Consider the following 21,094-nt stretch of genomic DNA (forward strand, 5'->3'; position numbering starts at 1 on the left):
CCCGGTTTCTTATCTGTAACGACGCGGGAGCACGAAGGTGCGGAGCGCGCACAGCTTATACAGGAGACTAATTTTCAATCTGCCTGAGCAGATATCTCCCCACGGTGTTCGAAAAATGGTCGATTGACCGGATATACGCAAAATCCTTCCCAAAGATTTTCCGCTCTGCGGCAAGCTCGCTCTCCTCTCCTACAAAAACACCAAGCACCGCCACATTGTTCTGTCTCAGCCGGCGGACCTCGGTGCCCGCGTCAAGGGCTGCCCTGTGACCCGCGTAAGGCTCCGGATTTCTCGCGTTCGGCCGGTTGATCATTACATCATACGGTTTCCCGTCACTCAACACAATCAGGACCTTGTTGCTCTCCTCTCTCTCCAGGAGCCCCTGCCCCACAGTCCGTATCGCCAGGCCGTCCCGGTTGTTGGAGCTTGTGGTAAACTCAAAAATGTTTTCATTTGCGCTCCGGTCATCCCCATACTCCCGGAATCTGCGAAGCACCGTGTAATCCCAGAACGTACAGAAGCTCATCACCCGCATGGGAATTCCAAGATTCGACATTGCCTCGCAGATAATATACGCCTGCATTGCCACTTCTCTCTGCCGCTTTCTCTGTGACCCGCTCGCGTCGATCAGAAAATCAACCACAAAATCCATGCTGTCCCTTCGCAGAACTCTCCGAAACAGCCTCGCGTCCTCCGATCTCCCTGCCTTCCACAGCTGCCGCGGATCGATCTGACCGGAATCGGACAGGATGCTGTCCTCCTCGTTTCGAAGCGCGAATGCGCGCTTCAGCATATCCGTGAGAATCTGAATATTATGTCGGATTGTCCGGTAATTCGTCCGGAAGTATTCCAGTGTTTTCTCTTTATTTCCCTTCGCGAGCACATACTGATTGTTCCGGACCACGGGATTCTTCAGGATCCCGTCAGTGAAAAAAAGCCCGCAGTCGGAATGTATTCCCCTGCACATGCGGCTTGTGATCCTTTTCTCCTCTGAAAGCGAAAGATAGGATTTCCCGAAATTCCGCTGCACATACTCTCTCGATTTTTCCAGAACGCTGTCATCGATCAGGAGAAGCTTCCGGATCTTGTCTCCGCCTTCCGCCGGAGCCGGCTCATCCGTTTTACCCTCCCGGGAGGGCTCATCCGAACTCAGCATCTCCGCGGTAACTCTCTCGATAACATAGCGGATGGAATCATCCTCCAGCTCCTCCTTCAGATAATCGCTCCAGGAAAACTCGGTAAGTTCTTCCGGTGTTACCTGAAGCACCTCCGTCAGCGTCATTGAAAAAGAAGGATCTACCACATCGTTGTACAAACTGTCGATCATCGCGATGATTTCTTCCGAGGTTTCCGCCTGACGGAGACCATGAATCCGGTCCAGCTGACGCATGATCTGCTCCGGGCCGTGATAGCTGCCATCCAGCTTTTCTCTCCAGCTCGCCGCCATCAGCCGTCCCAGCGGATACGCGGACATTCTTCCGAAGTCCTGGTACAGCCATTTCTCCAGAGCTTTTTTCCGCAGAGACCGTACTCCCTCGCGCTCCCGGTCAAGTCTCCATCCGACCGCTTCCTCAATACACAGCCTGGCGGTGTCCATCAGTGCTCTCTGATCCGCATGACAGTAAATCTTCTTCAGAAGATACATCGCGATGGCATCCTGATCAAAATATTTCGCCAGAGCCCCCTGCTTGATCCCGTTATAGATGGCGATCTCCGGCGATCGGGAAAACTCCGCAAGATCCGGCTTCACCTCAAGACTATAATCCCCGCTGACCGTCCAGATCAGGTTCCGTATTCTGTTTTCCAGCTCGTAGGGATAGGATTCCCATACATCCACGCCAGTCTTCAAGCAAAAACATCCTTCCTCGTCCATTCCGCAGGAATCCGTGTACTCAGAACATCGCGAACGATTTCCTTTTCAAAGGTATCAAAGCATTTATTGACAACCCCCATCTGCAACGCGAGAAAAGGCGGGATGCCCTGGCGGACTGTCTGTGCCGCCGCAACAATTCCGCGCAGATCCAGACTCCTGGCTGAAATTTCTCCGTGCTCTGCTTTTGTCTGCAGATCGAGAAACAGCCCCGACAGCTGCTCTCTTGCCCTCTCCGTCATATCCGGAAAGATGCGGCTGAGAATATATTCCAGCGAATTCTCTGTCTGCGGTGGCATGTCGATGACAAGGAACCGGGATACCAGCGCCTCGTTCAGCTCCTTTGTTCCGGCGTACCCGTAGTTCATCGTTCCGATAAACCTTGCCGCAGGATGAAGGTCAATCTTCTCGTAACCGGGGATATCGATGCTCCGCCGGTAATCGAGCGTCGAATGCAGGACAGAAACCGCGTCATTTTTTGCCATATTGATCTCATCGAGAATGCCGAAACCTCCATACCGGGCACAGAGGCTGATACTCCCCTCCCGAAGCTCCACCTGATTATTCCGGAAGGTATCGGTACCGATCAGCTCTGCGCTGCTCGTATTCACATGAAAGGACACATTGTACACCGGTCTTCCGAATAAAAAAGCAAGATTCTCCGCCAGAACATTCTTGCCCGTTGCCTTTGCGCCCGTGAGCAACAGATTCTGTCCCTCCAGAAGAGCGGCGATCGCCATTTCCAGCACCTCTTTCCCGTAGAACGGAAGTGCAGGTTTTACCACACGGCTGCGGACAGCGTCATCTACGGTATAAGTCTCCCGGAATCTCTCCACGCCGCGGATCAGCTCCGGGCTCACATCCTGCTCCTCCAGAATCCTTTTCTGTTCCAGTGTCATATCTTTCCTCTCTCCGGTTCTTTCTCTCCGGAATACTCCCGGATATACCGTTTCATCAGCCCTGATGTAAACTCCATCTCGAGATCTGTATATCTTTGGACATTCGTCAGATAGCTGATTCCGTGGGCGCCGCCCCGGAATATCTCCAGTCGGACGGGAACTCCCGCTTCCTCTGCCGCCTTATACAGCTCCCGGCTCATCCGCACCGGCACATACCGGTCCGCGTCGCCGTGAATCAAAAGTACCGGAACCCTCGATTTCCGGATTGAGCTTATGGCACCGCAGCTCGCGAGATCCACATGGCCGAAAAGCTTTGCCCCGGTCTTCACCAGCCACCAGACCGCTCCCTCCGGATACCTCCTTGCCCTTCCAACATCCCGGACAATTGCCTCCGGTGAGGTATACCCGCAGTCCGCGATAATCCCGACAACGTTATCCGGAAGCTTCAGATCCGCCGCCATCAGAACCGTTGCGGCGCCCATTGACACCCCGGACAGAATGACCGGTGTCTGCAGGCCGAACCTCTTCGCAGCGTATCTGGCCCACGTCAGACAGTCCTGCCGTTCCTTCACCCCGAAGGTTGTAACATTCCCGCCGCTTTTCCCGTGCGCCCTCTGATCCACAACCAGAGTGTTTTGCCCATGTTCCCTGGCGACACGGTTTCCGCCTGCCATATCGCGGATCGCCTCTCCCCGGTATCCGTGGAACTGAATCTGAAGCGGTGCTCCCTTTTTCACCTCATAATACCTGCCATACAGTGTCAGGTTGTCGAAGCTCCGAACGCTTACCTCTTCATACGGAATCTCCTTCATCAGGTCCACCAGCTCCTGCATGCTCTCCTGATGCTGATCATATCCCTCCCCGGTCGGGAGCGGAACATGACCGGACTTCCGTTCATTCGTATTGTAGAGCACGGCGCGAAATACCGCGTAAAGCCCAAAATATATAAGAACCGCTATACTGAGAATAAAAGCTACAAGAATTCCTGCAATGATACGAAACATATGATCTCCATTTTAAACCGGAACCGGTACTGCGCACACCTGCTGTTGTTTATATTCTACGGATTGCATCGCTTACAGGGTGTGTAGCCCCTGCCGATTAGTTCATCCCTGGATCCGGTCCATTCCATTCGATTTCCCGGAGCAATGTCTTCCACTGACGAACAGGTCGGATAATGAAATCTGCCTGTATTCGTATTGACGACATAGCTGACTGTCCCACCCGAAACGGATGGCTCCGAAGCAGGTGTCTCTGACACTTCCGTCTGCTTCGCGGTCTCTTTCCCTCCGGATGCAGAATCAGAGCCGGTAAATGCCGGACCGCTGCTGTCACCGGTCGCATAGTCAATGGTGATCCCCGGCTGTACATTGTAGCAGTAGACGCAGAACCGGATTCGCTCTCCCCTGTCTTCTATGGATTCCGCCTCCATCAGAACACCGGAAGCAAGCAGATTATTGCCCTCAAAAACCGGTGTAACCCGATAAAGTACATGAAAATTAAAGTCGGTGACCGCGTAGTTCACCTCGTTTTCATAGGGAAGCATTCCCTCTACATTCATATAGCGGGTACCTGTGATCAGATTTTTTTTGTTTGCGTTTTCGCCCGCCAGCTGATATCCGATCAGATGACAGCGATTGTACAGATAATTGCCGTCGATCCCGTTATACTTTACCGTGTGCCATCCGGTCGGCTTCACCGATCCGATCTTTCCCCTCTCCTCCACCGGCATTGTATCGACACAGATATCCGCCCAGGCGGTTCCGCAGCGTCCGAGACTGTCCTGGCTGCTGTAGAATTCGAATTCCTGTGTCCGGAGGTCCTCATCCGTGAAAAAGGGAACGTTCCCGTTGACCTCTACCGACGGTGAGCCGCTGTACGCCGGAATCTCATCCGGATCAAAGGCTGTGAGCTCTGCCGCCGCTCTTTTCTCCTCGGAAGGCAGCGCCCCTCCGACAGAGGCGGTTGTCCCGTTCCGAATCCGGTCGATGACGGTCCCAACAGCTCCCGTCCGGTTCTCTCCAGTACCGGTCTGAACGCCTCCCGGGAGAACGCCGACAAGAATCGCTCCGATGACAATCACCGTCATCGATCCGATCATCCATATCCGGGGCCCTCGCCGGTCGCCGCTGCGTCTCTTTTTCACAATACCCGCGATCAGCGACACCGGAAATATCACAAGCGCTGCCAGAAGCAGCAGTTCTATCACAAGCATATCAAATCCCCTCAGCAGGAAACTCAAAAACCGTTCCGCCTCCGATTATAACACAGAACACACGTTTTGTGAAAATTCGCATCCTGGCCCTTACACACGCTTCGCGTGTGTCGAGCCCGTCTGCGTTTTCCTAGAGCTCTCTTTGATACTGCATAAGCTACGGATTGCTCCGTGCTTCGCACTCCCGCAATCCAACAGGCATTCGGATTCAGCGCCTTCGCGCTTCATCCTCATACCTGTTGCCTTCGAAATCGCATCCTCGCTCTTTCACATGCTTCGCGTGTGTCGAGCCCGTCTGCGTTTTCGAAGAGCTTATACAGTAAAGATTTCAGTCAATACCTCCTGTATCTTCTCCTTTTCTGCCTTGAAAGAGCCCTGGATCATCTCCGGGCTTCCGCCGCCGCGACCTTCAAGACTTGAATTGATGCTTTTCGTGAGGTTCCTGAGATTGACGGCTGAGCTGCAGATGCAGTACGCATAGACGCCCTTTTCGTCTACCTGCGCCGTAATTACGGCACAGGTAGGCGCCATGGATTCCTTCACAAGCCTGTCGCAGAACTTCCGGCAGCTGTTCCTGTCAATATTTTCCTCAAAGTCGATCAGAAAGGACTCCTGCTTTTCGAGTTCCTTCATCCTCCCGTCAAAGTACCGACCGATCCAGTCGTTGAGCTTCTGATTCGCCTCCGCCAGCTCCTGCTGTACTCTCGCGACAGCCTCTGCTGTCTCATGGGGCTTCGCGGAGAGCATATGGGAGATCTCCGTGTTCTGATCCACCTTCCGCTCATAATCGAGAAGGGCCTTTCTGCCGCAGACCAGCTCGATCCGCACGCCTTTCTTATAATGAATCATGCTGATACATTTCACCATGCCGATCTCGCCGGTTCTCATCACATGGGTCCCGCAGCAGGCGCAGATATCCGCTCCCGGAATCGTGATGATCCTCACCTTCCCGGTCAGCTCCTTCTTGCTCCGGTAATCCAGCGTCTCCAGTTCCTGTCCCTCCGGAAAGCTTTCTTCTACAGGAACATCGCTGCGGATCACTGCATTTGTGTCACGCTCCACCTCCATCAGTTCTTCCCAGGTCATGACTCCGCTGATATCAATGGTGACGCATTCCTCAGTCATATGGAATCCGACATTCTCGTATCCGAAACGTCTGTGAATCAGACCAGATAGGATATGCTCACCCGAATGTGCCGTAGTATAATCCATTCGGCGCTGCCAGTCAATGACCCCGTGTACCTGAGTTCCGACGGCGATTTCCCGATCCGTCGTATGAACGATGTGATCCCCATGCTTCTGAACATCCCGCACCGGAATAACCGTCTGTGCGTCAGTCCGGAGGATACCGCAGTCTGAAGGCTGACCGCCGCCTTCCGGATAAAACGCCGTCCGGTTCAGCTCCACGTGATAGCCCTTCCCGCACGATTCGCAGGAGATCACCTCCGCGTCAAACTCTTTCAGATATGGTCTCTGATAGTATAATTCATCGAAATTTTCCATCGTTGTCTTTTTCCTTTCCTGACAGGTGTGGAGCACTGCCTGTGCGTATTCGCGTTTTCGCCGTGTTTCACACGGCTTCACGCTCATACCTCTGTTGCCTTCGAAATCGCATACAGTCTCTTACGCGCGCTTCGCGACAGGCGACCTGTCTGCGTTTTCGAAGAGCTTATTATTATATAGTGCCGCATACTGTATAAGTCCACGCGTCACTTCGCTGCTTCGCAGCTTCCGTGCCGCTAACAGGTATTCGCATTCCCGCGTTGCTTCGCACCGCTCCATGCTCATACATGTTAGCGTCGTTCAAGCATGCAGTTTTCTGTGCATGCTTCGCATGCCCAAAAACTGCCCGCTTGACGACGGCTTTATACAGTAAATCGGCAGATATTTATCCTTTTCCGAACAAATATCTGCCGATCTTTTAGGTCTGTTTAACACGCTTTCTGAACGCTGATTATAAGGCGTACGCGCTCAGATACTCTTCCATCTGTGAATTGCCTTCCGTGAACTCAATCTCTATCGGTTCAAATCCCAGAGCAAATACTCCCATGATTGATTTGCCGTCCGTCTCACTTCTGCCCTTCCGGACCGTGACATCCTCTGCGCATTCTCCGGCAAGTTTAACAAATGCTACGATATCCTCGACCCGGTTGAATTTCACCTTTGCCTTTTTCATCTCTCATGCCTCTCCTCATATTCAATTTCGGTCTTCGATATCTACGGCCGACTTCCAAATAAATATTGTCACAGGCTCCGTGAAAACTGATGCGGTATGTTATTCTTCCATGACCCGCGGTTCTCCGGAGACCTTACATAGATATTTTATCCTCTTGACACTGAAATGCAAATCTTTCGGGAGCTTCTGCATGAAATTCAGGACTTACTTCTATAATTTTTGTGAAAATACCGGGAAATTTTGTGCATATCTGCTACGCATTCTCATCCCTCATAATCAAATATCGCCTTCTTCTCAAGGTATTTTCCGTAGTTTCTTTTCCAGGTTTTGTGGATTTCACTGTCGTCATAGACAGGCAACGCCTCCGGTGTCATCCGGATCCGGATCAGAACATCGTACCGGTTTGCCCGGTCAATCACATTTGGAAATACCTCAACCGATTCAATTCCTTCAATTCCGGTGAGACCCGCGAACAGTTCCCGGATCTCCGGCAGAAGATTTTCCTTCTGCTTTTTGGATATTTCCGCATTATATTTGGCCAGTATGCAATGATACATTCTATTACCTCCAAAATCGAAAACTATATGTGCTTCGAAAACGCAGACAAACCGCAGCTTATACATTTTGTGGCAAGATTATCGTATGACCGTTTACCACATGCCTGCGAAGCTGCCATTACCGCCCGGATTCTGTCCCGCGAACGGATTTTTCTCGATCTTGATGGCATCGTACAGCGCGGCGCTCGTCTGCGCCATATAGGGATCTACATAGAAGATACCGACCAGCCCGAAGGTAATGCCTGAAAGAATCACCCACAGAAGAAACGAAAGGTCCAGCACAAATGCCTTCCATTTATTTCCGTACATCATGTTTCTGCTGATCTGGAACGCTTCCTCCATCGGCATGTCCGGATATTCAGCCAGAAGATACGGGATCATCCGGTATTCATACCCTTTCACGATTCCCGGAATCACGAAAAGCAATGACCAGAGGAAGGTATAGAGATCACGGAAGAACATCACCTTTACCACGTTCTTGTAGGAGTGATCAAATCCGTACATGATTTCGCGAAGCTCCGCTTTCTGGTGAAGATTCGTATAAAAGAATCTCCGCACCCCGACTTCCAGCGGATTCAGCAGAAATACATCGGCCACAATCGCGATAACGGCGATCACCAGTGTCACCAAAAAGATGATTCCGGCAGCCATCAGCCACACACCAAACATCCCGCCGGGAATGCCGCCCGGTCCCGCATGAAATCCGAAAATATCCGTGTCTCTGCCGGAAACGATATCATAATTCAAAATTCCGTTGCAAAATCCGGATAACGCTCCTCCGCCTGATCTGCTGTAAGATCCTCCGATCGCCAGCGAAAGAAGAAGTCCGGCAAGAACAGCTTTCCAGTAATTGCCCCTGAATACCTCTTTTGACCGGTTTTTTAATCCGATCCTAGTCCACATACTGCTCCTCCTTTTCTGTGCTGCGGCAAATATTGCAGTATATTCCAACATCCGCGGCAGCCCTGTGGCAGCTTCCGCCTCGCGGCGAAATCTGTAACCATGATTCTCAACCTTAAGTATACAGAATCCAGTGCCGGTAGGAAAGCATTTTCTTTTTTATTCATGCGACAGAAAAAAAACAGGGATTTCACAGAACCTCTGTCCGGTGCTGCCGGCTGCTGACCTTAAGTCAGCCCCAGGATAACGGCAGGCTTGTGAAATCCCCGCATAATATCCTCTGATCAGAGGATATCGATATATTAGAGAATATCGATATATTCTCCCGCCAGCGCTTTATTCATGCTCCGCACCGCGCAGAACTTTCCGCACATGGAGCAGGTGTCACTGTGATCATCCTCTGGCGCCCGGCTGTCCCGAATGGACTTCGCAGTATTCGGATCAAGCGCCTCCTTGAACTGAGCATCCCAGTCAAGCTTCCGCCTTGCATCCGCCATCCGATCGTCCTGTTCCCGCGCACCCGGAATGCCCTTGGCGATATCTGCCGCGTGAGCCGCGATCCGGCTCGCTATTATTCCCTGACGTACATCGTCTATGTTCGGAAGCGCAAGATGCTCCGCCGGTGTCACATAACAGAGAAAAGCAGCGCCGCTCATCGCCGCAATCGCCCCGCCGATCGCAGCTGTGATGTGGTCGTAGCCTGGCGCGATATCTGTTACCAGAGGTCCGAGTACGTAGAAGGGCGCTCCCTTGCAGATGGTCTGCTGAACCTTCATGTTTGCGGCGATCTGATCCATCGGCACATGGCCTGGTCCTTCCACCATGACCTGGACATCCCGGTCCCACGCCCTCTGCGTCAACTCACCAAGCCTGAGCAGCTCGCCAATCTGACAGCTGTCCGTCGCGTCCGCAAGGCATCCCGGCCGGCAGGCATCACCGAGGCTGATGGTCACATCATGCTCCCGGCAGATCTCCAGAATCTCATCATAATATTCGTAGAAGGGATTTTCGTTGCCGGTCATCGCCATCCACGCGAATACCAGACTTCCTCCTCGGCTGACTATGTTCATTTTCCTCCTGCCGGCCTTGATTTCCTCAATCGTCTTTCTGGTGATCCCACAGTGCAGCGTCACGAAGTCCACACCGTCCTCTGCGTGCAGACGCACGACATCCACAAAATCCTTTGCACAGAGGGTCGCAAGATCCCTCTGATAATGAATCACGGAATCATAAATCGGAACCGTGCCGATCATCGCCGGACATTCACTGGTCAACTTTCTGCGGAACGGCTGGGTGTTGCCATGACTGGAAAGATCCATGATTGCTTCAGCGCCGAGATCGACGGCACTGAGAACCTTCTTCATCTCCACATCATAATCCTTCACATCACGGCTGATACCGAGATTTACATTAATTTTCGTCTTCAGCATACTGCCGATGCCGTTCGGATCAAGCCCCTTGTGCGCCGGATTCGCTGGGATAACCACCTTTCCCTCTGCTACCCAGTTCCGGATTTCCTCCTCCGTTCTTCTCTCTTTCCCTGCCACAGCCTTCATCTCCGGAGTGACGATCCCTTTTCTCGCCGCCTCCATCTGCGTATGATACTCTCTCATCTGTAACCTTGTCCTTCCTTTCGAATTCTCTAAAATAGAATAAAGTCACTGGCGCTTTTCGCGTGTGACGCTCCTGTCTGCGGTTTCGAAGAGCTGTTCTGGTATAATACTATATAAACTGCGGATTTCTCCGTGCTTCGTGGTTTCGAAGAGCTTATACACAAAAAAAGACGATACCCAAATGGATACCGCCTAACAGACTACATAAAAAACACCAGTGCTCGCACTTCCCTACGTTGGCATTATCCAAATCAGGTTCTCGGGTCGTATCTCATGTGATACCTCTCAGCCTTCCGGCTCCCCATGTTTTTCTATTCTATTGTTCTGTGCCGGCCCGGATGTTTCCCTGAAGCCAGGAGCAATGAGCCTCACAATGGGTTCATGATAACACATTCCCTTATTTTCATCAAGCGTACTTTTGCGCGGAAAATCAACCATTTTCAAAATTCTTTTTGATAGCCGATCTGGATTAACGACTTCCGGCACTTAGTCATACATATGCCTGTTATCTCTATTGACAACACTCAAAATCGCTAAAGGCGCATTTCATTCAGGCATTTTTCCTCAATGCAAAGTGGGGATAACCGAGAATTTTCTCCCGGTAATAACCGGTCATTGAATACACGACTTCGCGGTTCTCCACGATGCTCTTCCCCAGAACACGAAGTACAAGTCCATAACGATCAAGCAGAGACAATCCGAACCGGACCTCCTCGGAACCGGTGAATTTCTGATTCAGAAAATTTCTCAGTTCCTCCAGCATAGCCTCGTCGACACCTTCATCAATGATGACAGCGGAATTGTAGTTCATGGATCCCTCAAAGCATCCGATTTCATGCATATGATCCTCTTCCGGGTTGACGAGCAGAAAGTCATGGAACAGAAGCCGACCATCCATCCGGATATCGGTCTTCAGCCCGATATCCCGGTACTGGAATGGTTCCTCGTCCTCCGACCACCCGGCAGTCAGACCGTCGGTCATAATCAGTCTGGATCCCGAAGCCATCTGGATCTCCGTGTTCTGACGAAATCTTGCCCTGGCATATGGAATCGTCTCATCAATATAATACTCCAGGAAGGAATCCTTTCCGATCTTCACCCGATTGTTCTGACTCGTCAGTCTTCCCCCGTCGCACTTGTAGATATAGTTCGGGGTCTGTGTCGTCACAATCGCATGACACTGTTCCTCAAGCGAAACCTTCTGAAGGTACGTCTCCCCCTCGGTAAAACCGCCGCCGGTGCTGATCAGAAAGTAATAGGGAACGTCGCCTGCAGCCGGAATATTCCCGGAAATCCTGGAATTTCCCCTGCGATAGGTCGACTGTGCCACAGTTCTCCCATTTCGGTTTGTAAATCCGAGGCGGATTTCTCCGTCAAATTGACTTTTCATTCAAGGTCCTCCAGAAGACAATCCTTCTTCAGCCACCGCACAACATCCTCGAGACCTTCGTCCGTTTTCAGATTCGTAAACACAAAGGTACCGTCTCCGCGAAACTTTCGGGACGTCTCCCGCATGTTCTCCAGATTTGCTCCGACATAGGGCGCGAGATCGATCTTGTTGATGATAAACAAATCCGACTTGATCATTCCCTGTCCTGCCTTTGCCGGGATTTTCTCGCCCTCCGCGCAGTCAATGATGTAAATGGAAAAATCTACCAGCTCGGGGCTGAAGGTTGCCGCGAGGTTATCGCCTCCGCTCTCAATGAACATCAGATCGAGGGTGTGGTTGAAACGCTTCTCCAGCTTCTCCACCGCCGCAAAATTCATGGACGCATCCTCACGGATCGCCGTGTGCGGGCATCCGCCGGTCTCCACCCCGATGATTCTGTCTGCATCCAGTACAGAATGGGATACCATATACTCAGCGTCCCACTTCGTATAGATATCATTGGTGATAACCGCCATGCTGTATTCATCCTTAAGCCTTCTGGTAAGCCTCTCGATCAGCTGCGTTTTTCCGGATCCTACCGGACCTCCGACTCCGATTCTTACTGCCCGTTTCATGATTCATTGTCCTTTCTCTGTGATGCGCTGCCGGATCATATTCCTGTCAGATGATTCCGGTATCCTGATTCTCTGATTCACTGCTCCTCGAATTCCTGCTTCTCGCATATACTACGACATGAACAATCTCGCTTCCTGTGTCTCGTGACAGATCTGCGCCAGTTCGAGACCGGGAATGTTCGCCCCCAGATATTCCTCATCCAGATCCGACGTTCGGTCATAAAGATCCGTGATCAGGAGCATGACGTCATGCAAAATCACCTGTCCTTCTCTCTGACCGAGGGGGACGGAGCGGACCGCGTTCTGCACAAGCGTGGAAGCCACACTGTAGCCGTACAGCTCAAAAGCATCCCGGCAGTCAATTCCCTTTTCATGGGCAAAAACAGAAAAAACGATCGCGGGGCTGCCGAAGTATTCGTCCTCATCCATCATCTCCGCGTATCGGTTTAAAAATGCATATCTGTCCCCGTAAATTTTCCGGATCAGCGCCGCCATCTGTACAGCGATCATCCGGCTTCCCTCGCGCGTCTCTCTTGCTGCCACGGACCGGTTGATGATGTCATCGTATCTCAGAAGCTCCTCCTCACGTCCCTCATCCAGAGCGCGGCTGCATAAAATGACCAGCAGTCCCTCTCCATAGCGGTACTGAGAGCGGAAATAGTTCTCCAACCACTCCCGAAACTGCGGCGCCTTACGGATGACCCGCCTCGACAGATAATTTTCCATTCCGAAGGAGTGATTAAAGGTACCGATCGGAAAGGTCGAATCACAGATCTGAAATGCCTCCAGCAACTCTTTTTTCATTCTGCTATTGTCCTCTCTGCAATATCTAATAAAAACTCTGCTGCATCCGGTCTGCAAAAGGCAGAGATACTGTAAAGCCTTGCCTTTCAAGCAAGCCCGGGCAGAAACCTTTAATGCTCTTCCGCGTGGTGCGCATGTGTATGCGCGCCCGGCGTCAGGTTTGCGTACTGCATGGGTTTGTCCAGCTGCACTTTCTCCACGGTAAACTCTGTTCCGTTATCCTTCAGCGTCTTCAGCACAACCGGATCCATCAGAAGCGTAATCCTGCCGTCTCTGATCTGCACCGGCTTATGCAGGTTGCCGAGCATATGCGCTGTTTTTCCCATTTCATCCATATCTGAGGGAGTAATCACGATCACCTCATCCGGAATGACACTCAGTACAAGAAGTTTTCCCGGCTCCAGCATAAAGGCAGATCCGTTCTCCAGCTTCTGTGATTCATCCCCAAGCCGGATTCCATAGTCACGCCCGTGATCAGAGGTTACCCGCAGGATTGATTTCAGAAGATCATCACTCTTCACCAGAGCGGTCTCCACATGCCAGGATGCCAGATCCGGAATATCCTGGATATTCCCGTATACTTCTGTCAAAATCATGATTCTATACAGCTCCTCTCTGTCAGACTGTCCAGCTGTAACCGAGGCATGACGCATATTACGGGCGATGTCTCCCTGTCATAGTGTCCGCCCATATAGGGAAACCGGTTCCTGCGATTGCCCCAATATCCGTCTGATCATCATCGTCACAGCGTCCTCCCATATATGGAGATCGGTCCGGCTGTCATTACCGACAGTCCGGACCGCCCCATGCCGGCACATATCACGCCGGAATATCATACCTGTTTCTGTACTTCTCAGAAGAAGTAGTACCGCTGTGCCAGTGAAATGGTATCTACCGGCTCACAGCTGATCAGCTCGTCATCAATTGTCACATTGAAGGTCTGCGGATCAATCCTGATCGTCTTCGGCGCATAATTGTTCAGCTTCATATCTCTCTTTGTGAGATTGCGCGTGTTATGAACCGGGAGAACAATCTTGTTCAGGCCAAGTTTTTCCTTAATTCCGTGTGTGTACGCATAGGTGGATACAAAAGTGATGCTTGTGCTCTGCACTGCCTTGCCGAAAGCACCGTAGAGATCTCTCATCATTCTTGGTTCAGGCGTCGGAAGACTTGAGGAAGCATCTCCGACAACGCCATATACGATCATTCCGGATTTCAGAACCAGCTTCGGTTTTGCGCCGAAAAACTTCGGATCCCAGATGACCAGATCCGCGTACTTGCCGACCTCGACGGATCCCACATAATCGGAAATGCCGTTGACAATGGCCGGGTTGATGGTATATTTTGCCACATACCGCTTGATCCGGTTATTATCGTCATATTCGGAATCACCCTCGAGCGGTCCTCTCTGCTGTTTCATCTTGTCTGCCAGCTGCCAGCAGCGCATCGCCACCTCACCGACACGGCCCATTGCCATGGCATCAGAGGTCATGACGCTGAGTGCGCCCATATCATGAAGAACATCCTCTGCCGCCACCGTCTGCTTTCTGACACGGGACTCCGCAAAAGCGACATCCTCCGGAACCTTCGGATCCAGATTGTGACAGACCATGGTCATATCAAAGAGCTCATCGATAACGTTCTGCGTATATGGATTGGTCGGATTTGTAGAGGACGGAAGAATGTTCTCATCACCGGCAACAATCATGATATCCGGTGCATGTCCGCCGCCGGCGCCCTCTGTATGGAAGGTATGAACCGTGCGTCCTGCAAAGGCATTAATTGTATTCTCAACGAATCCGCCTTCATTCAGGGAATCTGTGTGCACCGCGTACTGAACATCATACTTGTCCGCTGCCTTGATGGAATTGTCAATTCCCGCCGCCGTAGCGCCCCAGTCCTCATGCGTCTTGATTGCCGCGGCACCTGCCTCGACCTGCTCTGCAATGGTCTCCGGTGTCGCGCCGGCGCCCTTTGCCATAAATCCATAGTTCAGAGGATCGTTTTCAACCGCTTCGATCATACGCTGAATATGCCATGCGCCCGGCGTGGTTGTGGCAGAGTTGGAACCGTCTGCCGGCCCTGTTCCGCCTCCAAAGAGCGTCGTAATACCATTGTCGAGAGCGGCATGAGCCAGGCCTGTGGAAAGATAATGAACATGAAGATCGATACCTCCCGCGGTAAGAATCAGCCCTTCACCTGAGATCGCCTCCGTGCTTGCTCCGACGATGAAATCGATGTTGTCCATAATATCCGGGTTTCCGCCCTTGCCGATAGCGAGGATCTTCCCGTCACGGATACCGATATCCGCTTTGTAGATTCCTGTATAATCGATGACCGTAATTCCCGTGATAATCGTATCCGCGACCTTCGGATTATCCTTTCTGGTCTGCGTCGCACTGACGCCCATTCCGTCACGAAGGACCTTGCCGCCGCCGAATTTGCTCTCCTGTCCGTGTACGGTATAATCCTTCTCTATCTTTGCGAACAGATTGGTATCTCCCAGCCGGACACTGTCTCCCTCCGCCGGTCCGAACATCTGTGTATACTGCTTCCGGTCCATTTCAAAGCTCATACCGTCACCTCCAGATCTGTGCTGTGGGCTTTCTTGTTCTTGTCCAGATACCCGTTCACACGGTTATTGAAGCCAAAGACTCTGCGTTTTCCGCCGAAATCAATCAGGCGTACCGTTCTAGTCTCGCCGGGCTCAAAGCGGATTGCCGTTCCCGCAGCGATATCAAGACGCTTTCCATATGCCTTCGCGCGGTCAAACTTCAGTCCCTGCTCGTTTGCCTCATAAAAATGGTATTCCGATCCGACCTGAACCGCTCTGTCTCCTACATTCTTTACTTCCAGCTCGATTGCATCATAGCCTTCATTGTAAGGAACCGGTTTATCTGTCGCAAAATGAACCTCTCCTGGAATCATAGACTGCTCCTTTCTGCTGTGCTCAGTAAGTCTGCATGCCCCGTGTCCGGGACATCAAAATGTATAAGTCCCCGCGTCACTGTCTTCGTGCCGCTTTCCCTAAGGAGAATCCTCCGGTCAGCGGATCGGGTCATGGATCGTGACAAGCTTTGTGCCGTCCACAAAGGTCGCCTCGACCTGAATCATCGGAATCATCTCCGGCACGCCTTCCATGACGTCATCCCTGGTCAGAATCCGTGCTCCCTCATCCATAAGTTCCGCCACGGTCTTTCCGTCTCTGGCACCCTCCAGAATATAACTGGTGATAATTGCAACGCTCTCCGGATGGTTCAGCTTTACTCCTCTGTCCTTCCGCTTCTGCGCGATCATTGCTGCCAGACTGATCATCATTTTTTCGCGCTCACGCTCTGTCAGTTGCATAAATACCTCCTTTTCTCACAGCCGGCTGTCAATTCACCGGCTTTTCAGGATGAAAACTCTGCTGCTCTATCTCTGTATCCGTTACCGGATACCTCTGTCGAAAACCGGCGTCGGAATATCTTCCGCCGGTCCGAACAGACCATTGATAAAATCTGCGCCGGAATCTGAAGAGACCGTTTATGACGGCCACATATTCACGAGCATCAGGAAGCCGGGAATCCAGGCCGTAACCACGCCCTCAATCACTCCAAGCCATGCCGGGAATTTTCCAAGATTCTTCTTCAGACCGCAGGTCAGGAATCCTGTGAACCACAGAAGTCCCCATGCCCACCAGATCAGTCCGTAGATCCAGTTCCCGCCGTATCCGACAAAGCAGAGCGCTCCCGCCGGAATCGCGTTGATGGCTACAAACAGACTGAACCATCCATACAGACGCTGATCAAATCCGAAGATCGTATTGATTGCGGAGTAAAGATAGGTGAATGCGAACAGAAGCCCCGTTGCACTTCCGTAAAACCAGAGCATGCCCTGATTGCTGACTACCCCGTATCCCAGTGCAATGATGTTCAGTACCAGACTGAGCCCGCCGGTGAAAATGTTCATGACAACCATGGACTTGTCCTTCACCTCAAGAACCCCGGCCAGGCCATTGCTGATCAGAACAATTCCCACATAAAGTAAAATGGTACCTAGCATGATTCGTTCCTTCCTTTCTGCTGTACATATGCCGGATGTCATTTCTTTGTATAAGGCCGTGCTGTGAACACCGTCCGAAAATACATAAGGGAGAAACAGGAGCTTTCTAACGCTCACCTATTTCCCCCTCGAAATGACTGATCCATTTACTTTTCAATGAGTACTATACCCTGCCGGATCCGCAATCGTAAATACTTATTTTTCAGCATGAGCGCCAGACTTAAACCTTTCCGGATTCGCTTACGGTCTTGCGCTCTGATCTACTTAGCTCATGCATGAACGGAACGATGAACGGTACTGTGACCGCTGCCGTAATTACATCCGCGAGCGGCTGTGCCAGAATAATTCCGTTAATTCCCCAGAGCCTCGGAAGGATACATACCAGCGGAATAAAGCAGAAGCCGCTTTTCAGACCGGCAAGGAATGAGGCCCGAAAGCTCTTTCCAATGCTCTGAAAAAGCATGTTGGAGCTGATGATCCATGCCTGAAGGAGGCAGGTCGCACACTGCCAGCGAAGTGCCGGCGCTCCGATCTTCACCACATCCGCATCAGGCCGGAACCAGGCGATCACAGGCGCAGCAAAAACGGCCATGACAAGGGCGATGACTCCCAGGACAACCGTCCCCGCCGCCACGGTAAATCCGTAACCGCGTTTCACTCTCCGATACTTTCCCGCGCCGTAATTAAACGCTGCTACCGGCTGGAGCCCCTGTCCGATTCCGATTGCGACGGATGCCATCAGGAACACCACTCTTCCCACGATGCTCATGCCGGCGATCGCCGCATCTCCGTAGGCAGATGCCTGAGACGTCAGAAATCCCGTCGATACACTGTTCAGCGTCTGACGCACAAAGCTCGCGAATCCCGTCCTTACAATATCCGCGGTATCCCTTCCGAGAACTCTCCACCGGAACAGTCCGGAAGCCGCCCTCCCGACCGTCCGGAGAGAGAAATAGGTCACGGTCTTTCCGCTGTAAAACATATGGAGAAGAATCAGAAAACTGATAATCTGAGATACAGCCGTCGATATTCCTGCGCCGCTGACCCCCAGATGGAAGCCGAACATCAGAATCGGGTCGCCGATCAGATTCAGGATGCCTCCCGTCGTAAGACCTATCATCGCATAAAATGCCCGTCCCTCATAGCGGAGGATGTTGTTCAGCACACAGCTTGTCGCCAGAAATGGCCCCGACAGAAAAATCCAGAACGCGTATTCTCTCGCGTATGGAAGAATCGTATCCGTCGCTCCAAGAAGGCGGAGGATCGGATTCATGAAAATCATACAGAACAGTGCGGCAAGAATACCAACGCCAAAGCTGACGAAAAAAGACGTAGACGCGAACTTTACTGCGGCATCCGGATCCTCTGCGCCCAGGTGTCTGGATATGATGCTTCCGGCGCCATGACCGAACATGAAACCCAGTGCCTGGAAAATTGCCATCAGCGCAAATACAATTCCGACCGCCCCGGACGCCGATGTTCCGATCCGGCTGACGAAATACGTGTCGCCGGTGTTATAGATGTTCGTGATCAGCATACTGATGATCGTCGGAACCGCCAGCTGCAGAATCAGCTTCGAGACCGGCGTCTCCGTCATCCTCCGGTACTGTTTCTCCTCATTTTCTTTTTCTATTGTCTCTGATTTACTAATATTTTTCATAACCAATCCGTAGCTTATACCGTATGTGACGCTGGTTACAGCATGTGGTTTATTCTTTTATCTCTTCGAAAACGCAGACAGGCCGCCTGCCGCAAAGCGTGTGTCAGAAAATCCCGATCTGCTTCAGCTTCACGCATTCCTCCTCCGTGAAGAGCTCCGCAATCTTCAATCCTCCGTTTTGCAGGATCCGGCAATAATTCTGCGCTTCCTCCATATCCTTGTTCCCAACGATATTTCCATTTACAAATCCCGCCAGATGACATTCCTCTACAGGATAATTTTCCAGAATCCTCTTCACGGCACTCACCGTCATATCACGATTTCTGTCATCGGAAACGGTCAGCAGACCGTCATCATTGTATATCCATCCGGCAGAGAAATTCTCAGGATCCCCGCTTTCTTCAGGCTCTCCACTTTCTTCAGGATCCACGCTTTCTTCTCCGTCATCCGTCTCCGTGCTCCCTCTCTTCATGTCACAGCGTGCTTCCTTCTCTTCTCTCTGTCGAATTTCTTCTTGCCGATTCAATCTGTCGGTATCCCGACAGCCTTCAGATTTATCTGCTCCCTGCATGCCGCTGTCGCCGGAACGCGCTCCCTCAACGTCTGTCTGATCTTCATCAGACTTATTGATCCACAAATAAGCCTCTGTATCCGTATCGGTGAAAACATAATCCCGCATCCTGCCAAGCGCTTCCATGAGTTTTGTCTTTGGCAGAGCCAGATTGACGCGAATATGACAGTTACCGCCGAATGCATGACCCGTCTGCCACCCGACGCCTACATTCCAGCCCGCTCTGAGAACCTCATCGATCGTTCTTCCGGTTCTTCTGCAGAAGCCGGTGCAGTCCAGAAACAGCATATAGGTGCCCTCCGGCATTGAAACATCCACGCCCTCGAAATTTTCCTGTATGAAATCAACTGCCGTGCGGCAGTTATCCTCGAGAACACTTCTGAGCTCATTGGTCCATTCCGCTCCCTCGCGGCTGTATGCCGCGATCAGTGCGTGCTCACTGAAGACATTCATTTCATTGTAATGGGTATTTGCCGAAAAATCCGTGATTCTCTGATTGAGCTTCTGATTATATATGATATGGTAGCTCCCGACAAGCCCCGCCAGATTGAAGGTCTTGCTCGGCGCATACGCCGCCATAACATGCTCACGGGCCCATTCACTGACCATCTGAGCCGGTACATGGGAATGCCCGGTATAGGTAAGATCCGACCAGATCTCATCACTGATCACGAGGCAGTCATTTCTTCGGAAAACCTCCATTGCCTTTTCGATTTCCTCTGCTGTCCAGACTCTCCCGCACGGATTATGCGGAGAGCAGAAAATTGCAAGCCGGACCTGATTCTCACGGATCTGACGCTCCATGTCCTCATAGTCCATCCGCCAGATCCCACTTTCATCCTTCTTCAGATCGCTGAACACCGGACGCCGCCCCTTGCCGATAATATCTCCGATAAAACCGACATAATATGGCCGATGAAGAAATATCCGATCTCCGGGCTGTGTCAGTACATCAATCACGCTCGAGATAAATCCGTGCACACCATTTTCATATCCGATATGTTCCCGCGAGAGTCCTGTCACATGATTGCGTTCTTCCTGCCATCGGATAATCGAGTCGTAGTAAGTGTCCTTTGGTACAAAATATCCAAACAACGGATGCTGCGCCCGTCTGATAATCGCGTCTGTAATCGCCGGGCAGGTCTTGAAATTCATATCCGCCACCCACATTGGGATAAAATCGAATCCCCTCATCGGCGCTCCCGGCTCAAATCCCCAGACCCGCTTTCCGGCGGCATCCACCGCGGTGGCATCCTGTCCCCGCCTGTCAATAATCGACGTAAAATCGTACTTCATTCTTTCTCCGTCTCCACACAAAATTCGAATTATTCTCCGATGCACACCGCAGCAGCGCATTTTTCCGTATATTCCATTCATAAAAATGAGGTTTCTGCCACACTGCAGGACATTACGTCTGCCATTGTATCATATCCGGAAGGATTCTGAAATACGGTCATTTTTGGTCCTGTGAAGGAGAACACGGTTCTTTGTTTTCTCTCCCAAACGCGGTGCCTGCAAAGGTATCCGCACCTTACGCGCGTATCCTGCTGTCAGTATCCATTCAAGAGCGTGGCACTTAGAAAAGATAACCGCACCTTGCGCGCTGTATCATGCTGTCAGTATCCTTTCAAGAGCGTGGCGATTACAAATAAAACACGCTGCGCGAGTTTTATCTCGCTATCGCGACGCTCGCCGCACACGAATACTTCGCATTCGGCTGCGGCTCACTGTTCGCGTAAAAAAACAGTGCCCCCAGAGGGGCACTGAAATATCAGCTATGA

The 21,094-nt window shown here is 51.6% G+C and carries 19 protein-coding genes and 1 riboswitch; all 19 genes read right to left on the reverse strand.

From position 1 onward, the window contains the following. Positions 1-67 precede the first annotated feature (67 nt). Positions 68-1,849, reverse strand: coding sequence for a cobaltochelatase CobT-related protein (locus tag ACTNDI_RS10360; protein ID WP_441100912.1), 1,782 nt, complete (start codon positions 1,847-1,849; stop codon positions 68-70). Then, a complete protein-coding gene (locus tag ACTNDI_RS10365) occupies positions 1,846-2,769 on the reverse strand; it encodes an AAA family ATPase (RefSeq protein ID WP_441100913.1) in 924 nt (307 codons plus the stop codon). The genes ACTNDI_RS10360 and ACTNDI_RS10365 overlap by 4 nt, the downstream gene beginning before the upstream one ends. Beyond that, the gene (locus ACTNDI_RS10370; protein ID WP_441100914.1) at positions 2,766-3,773 is read right to left on the reverse strand and encodes an alpha/beta hydrolase; all 1,008 of its coding nucleotides are present in this window, start codon (positions 3,771-3,773) and stop codon (positions 2,766-2,768) included. The genes ACTNDI_RS10365 and ACTNDI_RS10370 overlap by 4 nt, the downstream gene beginning before the upstream one ends. 56 nt (positions 3,774-3,829) lie before the next feature. Next, positions 3,830-5,011: a DNA/RNA non-specific endonuclease gene (locus tag ACTNDI_RS10375; RefSeq protein ID WP_441100915.1), complete on the reverse strand. Its 1,182-nt coding sequence runs from the start codon at positions 5,009-5,011 to the stop codon at positions 3,830-3,832. Positions 5,012-5,296: 285 nt separating this feature from the next. Then, positions 5,297-6,574 carry an alanyl-tRNA editing protein gene (locus ACTNDI_RS10380; RefSeq protein ID WP_441100916.1) on the reverse strand — a complete coding sequence of 426 codons (1,278 nt, stop codon included), beginning with the start codon at positions 6,572-6,574 and terminating at the stop codon, positions 5,297-5,299. A gap of 364 nt (positions 6,575-6,938) precedes the next feature. Beyond that, a complete protein-coding gene (locus ACTNDI_RS10385) occupies positions 6,939-7,160 on the reverse strand; it encodes an HPr family phosphocarrier protein (protein ID WP_441100917.1) in 222 nt (73 codons plus the stop codon). 263 nt (positions 7,161-7,423) lie between these two features. Continuing rightward, positions 7,424-7,717 (reverse strand): Dabb family protein, encoded by a 294-nt coding sequence (locus ACTNDI_RS10390; protein WP_441100918.1) that lies wholly within the window; start codon positions 7,715-7,717, stop codon positions 7,424-7,426. Positions 7,718-7,810: 93 nt separating this feature from the next. After that, positions 7,811-8,620, reverse strand: coding sequence for a DUF975 family protein (locus tag ACTNDI_RS10395; RefSeq protein ID WP_441100919.1), 810 nt, complete (start codon positions 8,618-8,620; stop codon positions 7,811-7,813). Positions 8,621-8,919: 299 nt separating this feature from the next. After that, positions 8,920-10,230 (reverse strand): phosphomethylpyrimidine synthase ThiC, encoded by a 1,311-nt coding sequence (gene thiC / locus ACTNDI_RS10400; protein ID WP_441100920.1) that lies wholly within the window; start codon positions 10,228-10,230, stop codon positions 8,920-8,922. Positions 10,231-10,441: 211 nt separating this feature from the next. Further along, positions 10,442-10,544: riboswitch (TPP riboswitch) on the reverse strand. A gap of 236 nt (positions 10,545-10,780) precedes the next feature. Beyond that, on the reverse strand, positions 10,781-11,620 hold the full coding sequence (locus ACTNDI_RS10405; RefSeq protein ID WP_441100921.1) for an urease accessory protein UreD: 840 nt from the start codon (positions 11,618-11,620) through the stop codon (positions 10,781-10,783). Beyond that, the gene (gene ureG / locus ACTNDI_RS10410; RefSeq protein ID WP_441100922.1) at positions 11,617-12,234 is read right to left on the reverse strand and encodes an urease accessory protein UreG; all 618 of its coding nucleotides are present in this window, start codon (positions 12,232-12,234) and stop codon (positions 11,617-11,619) included. The genes ACTNDI_RS10405 and ureG overlap by 4 nt, the downstream gene beginning before the upstream one ends. Before the next feature lie 111 nt (positions 12,235-12,345). Next, a complete protein-coding gene (locus ACTNDI_RS10415; protein WP_441100923.1) occupies positions 12,346-13,038 on the reverse strand; it encodes an urease accessory protein UreF in 693 nt (230 codons plus the stop codon). A gap of 110 nt (positions 13,039-13,148) precedes the next feature. Then, positions 13,149-13,634 carry an urease accessory protein UreE gene (locus ACTNDI_RS10420; RefSeq protein WP_441100924.1) on the reverse strand — a complete coding sequence of 162 codons (486 nt, stop codon included), beginning with the start codon at positions 13,632-13,634 and terminating at the stop codon, positions 13,149-13,151. 257 nt (positions 13,635-13,891) lie between these two features. Continuing rightward, the gene (gene ureC, locus ACTNDI_RS10425) at positions 13,892-15,613 is read right to left on the reverse strand and encodes an urease subunit alpha (protein ID WP_441100925.1); all 1,722 of its coding nucleotides are present in this window, start codon (positions 15,611-15,613) and stop codon (positions 13,892-13,894) included. Then, positions 15,610-15,966 carry an urease subunit beta gene (locus ACTNDI_RS10430; RefSeq protein ID WP_441100926.1) on the reverse strand — a complete coding sequence of 119 codons (357 nt, stop codon included), beginning with the start codon at positions 15,964-15,966 and terminating at the stop codon, positions 15,610-15,612. Before ACTNDI_RS10430 ends, ureC begins: the two co-directional genes overlap by 4 nt. Positions 15,967-16,083: 117 nt before the next feature. After that, positions 16,084-16,386: an urease subunit gamma gene (locus ACTNDI_RS10435; RefSeq protein ID WP_279201379.1), complete on the reverse strand. Its 303-nt coding sequence runs from the start codon at positions 16,384-16,386 to the stop codon at positions 16,084-16,086. A 177-nt stretch (positions 16,387-16,563) separates the two neighbouring features. Further along, on the reverse strand, positions 16,564-17,082 hold the full coding sequence (locus ACTNDI_RS10440; RefSeq protein ID WP_441100927.1) for an AmiS/UreI family transporter: 519 nt from the start codon (positions 17,080-17,082) through the stop codon (positions 16,564-16,566). Between the two features lie 220 nt (positions 17,083-17,302). Continuing rightward, complete coding sequence (locus ACTNDI_RS10445; RefSeq protein WP_441100928.1) at positions 17,303-18,742, reverse strand: MATE family efflux transporter; 1,440 nt, start codon at positions 18,740-18,742, stop codon at positions 17,303-17,305. A gap of 103 nt (positions 18,743-18,845) precedes the next feature. Then, the gene (locus tag ACTNDI_RS10450; RefSeq protein WP_441100929.1) at positions 18,846-20,609 is read right to left on the reverse strand and encodes a MalY/PatB family protein; all 1,764 of its coding nucleotides are present in this window, start codon (positions 20,607-20,609) and stop codon (positions 18,846-18,848) included. Positions 20,610-21,094 lie beyond the last annotated feature (485 nt).

Origin of the sequence: Bilifractor sp. HCP3S3_D3 (assembly GCF_052063915.1) — a bacterium.
Lineage (GTDB): Bacteria > Bacillota > Clostridia > Lachnospirales > Lachnospiraceae > Bilifractor.

Bases quoted from the DNA above. Each gene is read 5' to 3' on its own strand.
- ACTNDI_RS10390 (WP_441100918.1), bottom strand. From the start codon at position 7,717: ATGTATCATTGCATACTGGCCAAATATAATGCGGAAATATCCAAAAAG.
- ACTNDI_RS10405 (WP_441100921.1), bottom strand. From the start codon at position 11,620: ATGAAAAGTCAATTTGACGGAGAAATCCGCCTCGGATTTACAAACCGA.
- ACTNDI_RS10445 (WP_441100928.1), bottom strand. From the start codon at position 18,742: ATGAAAAATATTAGTAAATCAGAGACAATAGAAAAAGAAAATGAGGAG.
- ACTNDI_RS10415 (WP_441100923.1), bottom strand. From the start codon at position 13,038: ATGAAAAAAGAGTTGCTGGAGGCATTTCAGATCTGTGATTCGACCTTT.
- ureC (WP_441100925.1), bottom strand. From the start codon at position 15,613: ATGAGCTTTGAAATGGACCGGAAGCAGTATACACAGATGTTCGGACCG.
- ACTNDI_RS10380 (WP_441100916.1), bottom strand. From the start codon at position 6,574: ATGAGCGTGAAGCCGTGTGAAACACGGCGAAAACGCGAATACGCACAG.
- ACTNDI_RS10395 (WP_441100919.1), bottom strand. From the start codon at position 8,620: ATGTGGACTAGGATCGGATTAAAAAACCGGTCAAAAGAGGTATTCAGG.
- ACTNDI_RS10440 (WP_441100927.1), bottom strand. From the start codon at position 17,082: ATGCTAGGTACCATTTTACTTTATGTGGGAATTGTTCTGATCAGCAAT.
- ACTNDI_RS10435 (WP_279201379.1), bottom strand. From the start codon at position 16,386: ATGCAACTGACAGAGCGTGAGCGCGAAAAAATGATGATCAGTCTGGCA.
- ureG (WP_441100922.1), bottom strand. From the start codon at position 12,234: ATGAAACGGGCAGTAAGAATCGGAGTCGGAGGTCCGGTAGGATCCGGA.
- thiC (WP_441100920.1), bottom strand. From the start codon at position 10,230: ATGAGAGAGTATCATACGCAGATGGAGGCGGCGAGAAAAGGGATCGTC.
- ACTNDI_RS10370 (WP_441100914.1), bottom strand. From the start codon at position 3,773: ATGTTTCGTATCATTGCAGGAATTCTTGTAGCTTTTATTCTCAGTATA.
- ACTNDI_RS10430 (WP_441100926.1), bottom strand. From the start codon at position 15,966: ATGATTCCAGGAGAGGTTCATTTTGCGACAGATAAACCGGTTCCTTAC.
- ACTNDI_RS10365 (WP_441100913.1), bottom strand. From the start codon at position 2,769: ATGACACTGGAACAGAAAAGGATTCTGGAGGAGCAGGATGTGAGCCCG.
- ACTNDI_RS10450 (WP_441100929.1), bottom strand. From the start codon at position 20,609: ATGAAGTACGATTTTACGTCGATTATTGACAGGCGGGGACAGGATGCC.
- ACTNDI_RS10385 (WP_441100917.1), bottom strand. From the start codon at position 7,160: ATGAAAAAGGCAAAGGTGAAATTCAACCGGGTCGAGGATATCGTAGCA.
- ACTNDI_RS10420 (WP_441100924.1), bottom strand. From the start codon at position 13,634: ATGATTTTGACAGAAGTATACGGGAATATCCAGGATATTCCGGATCTG.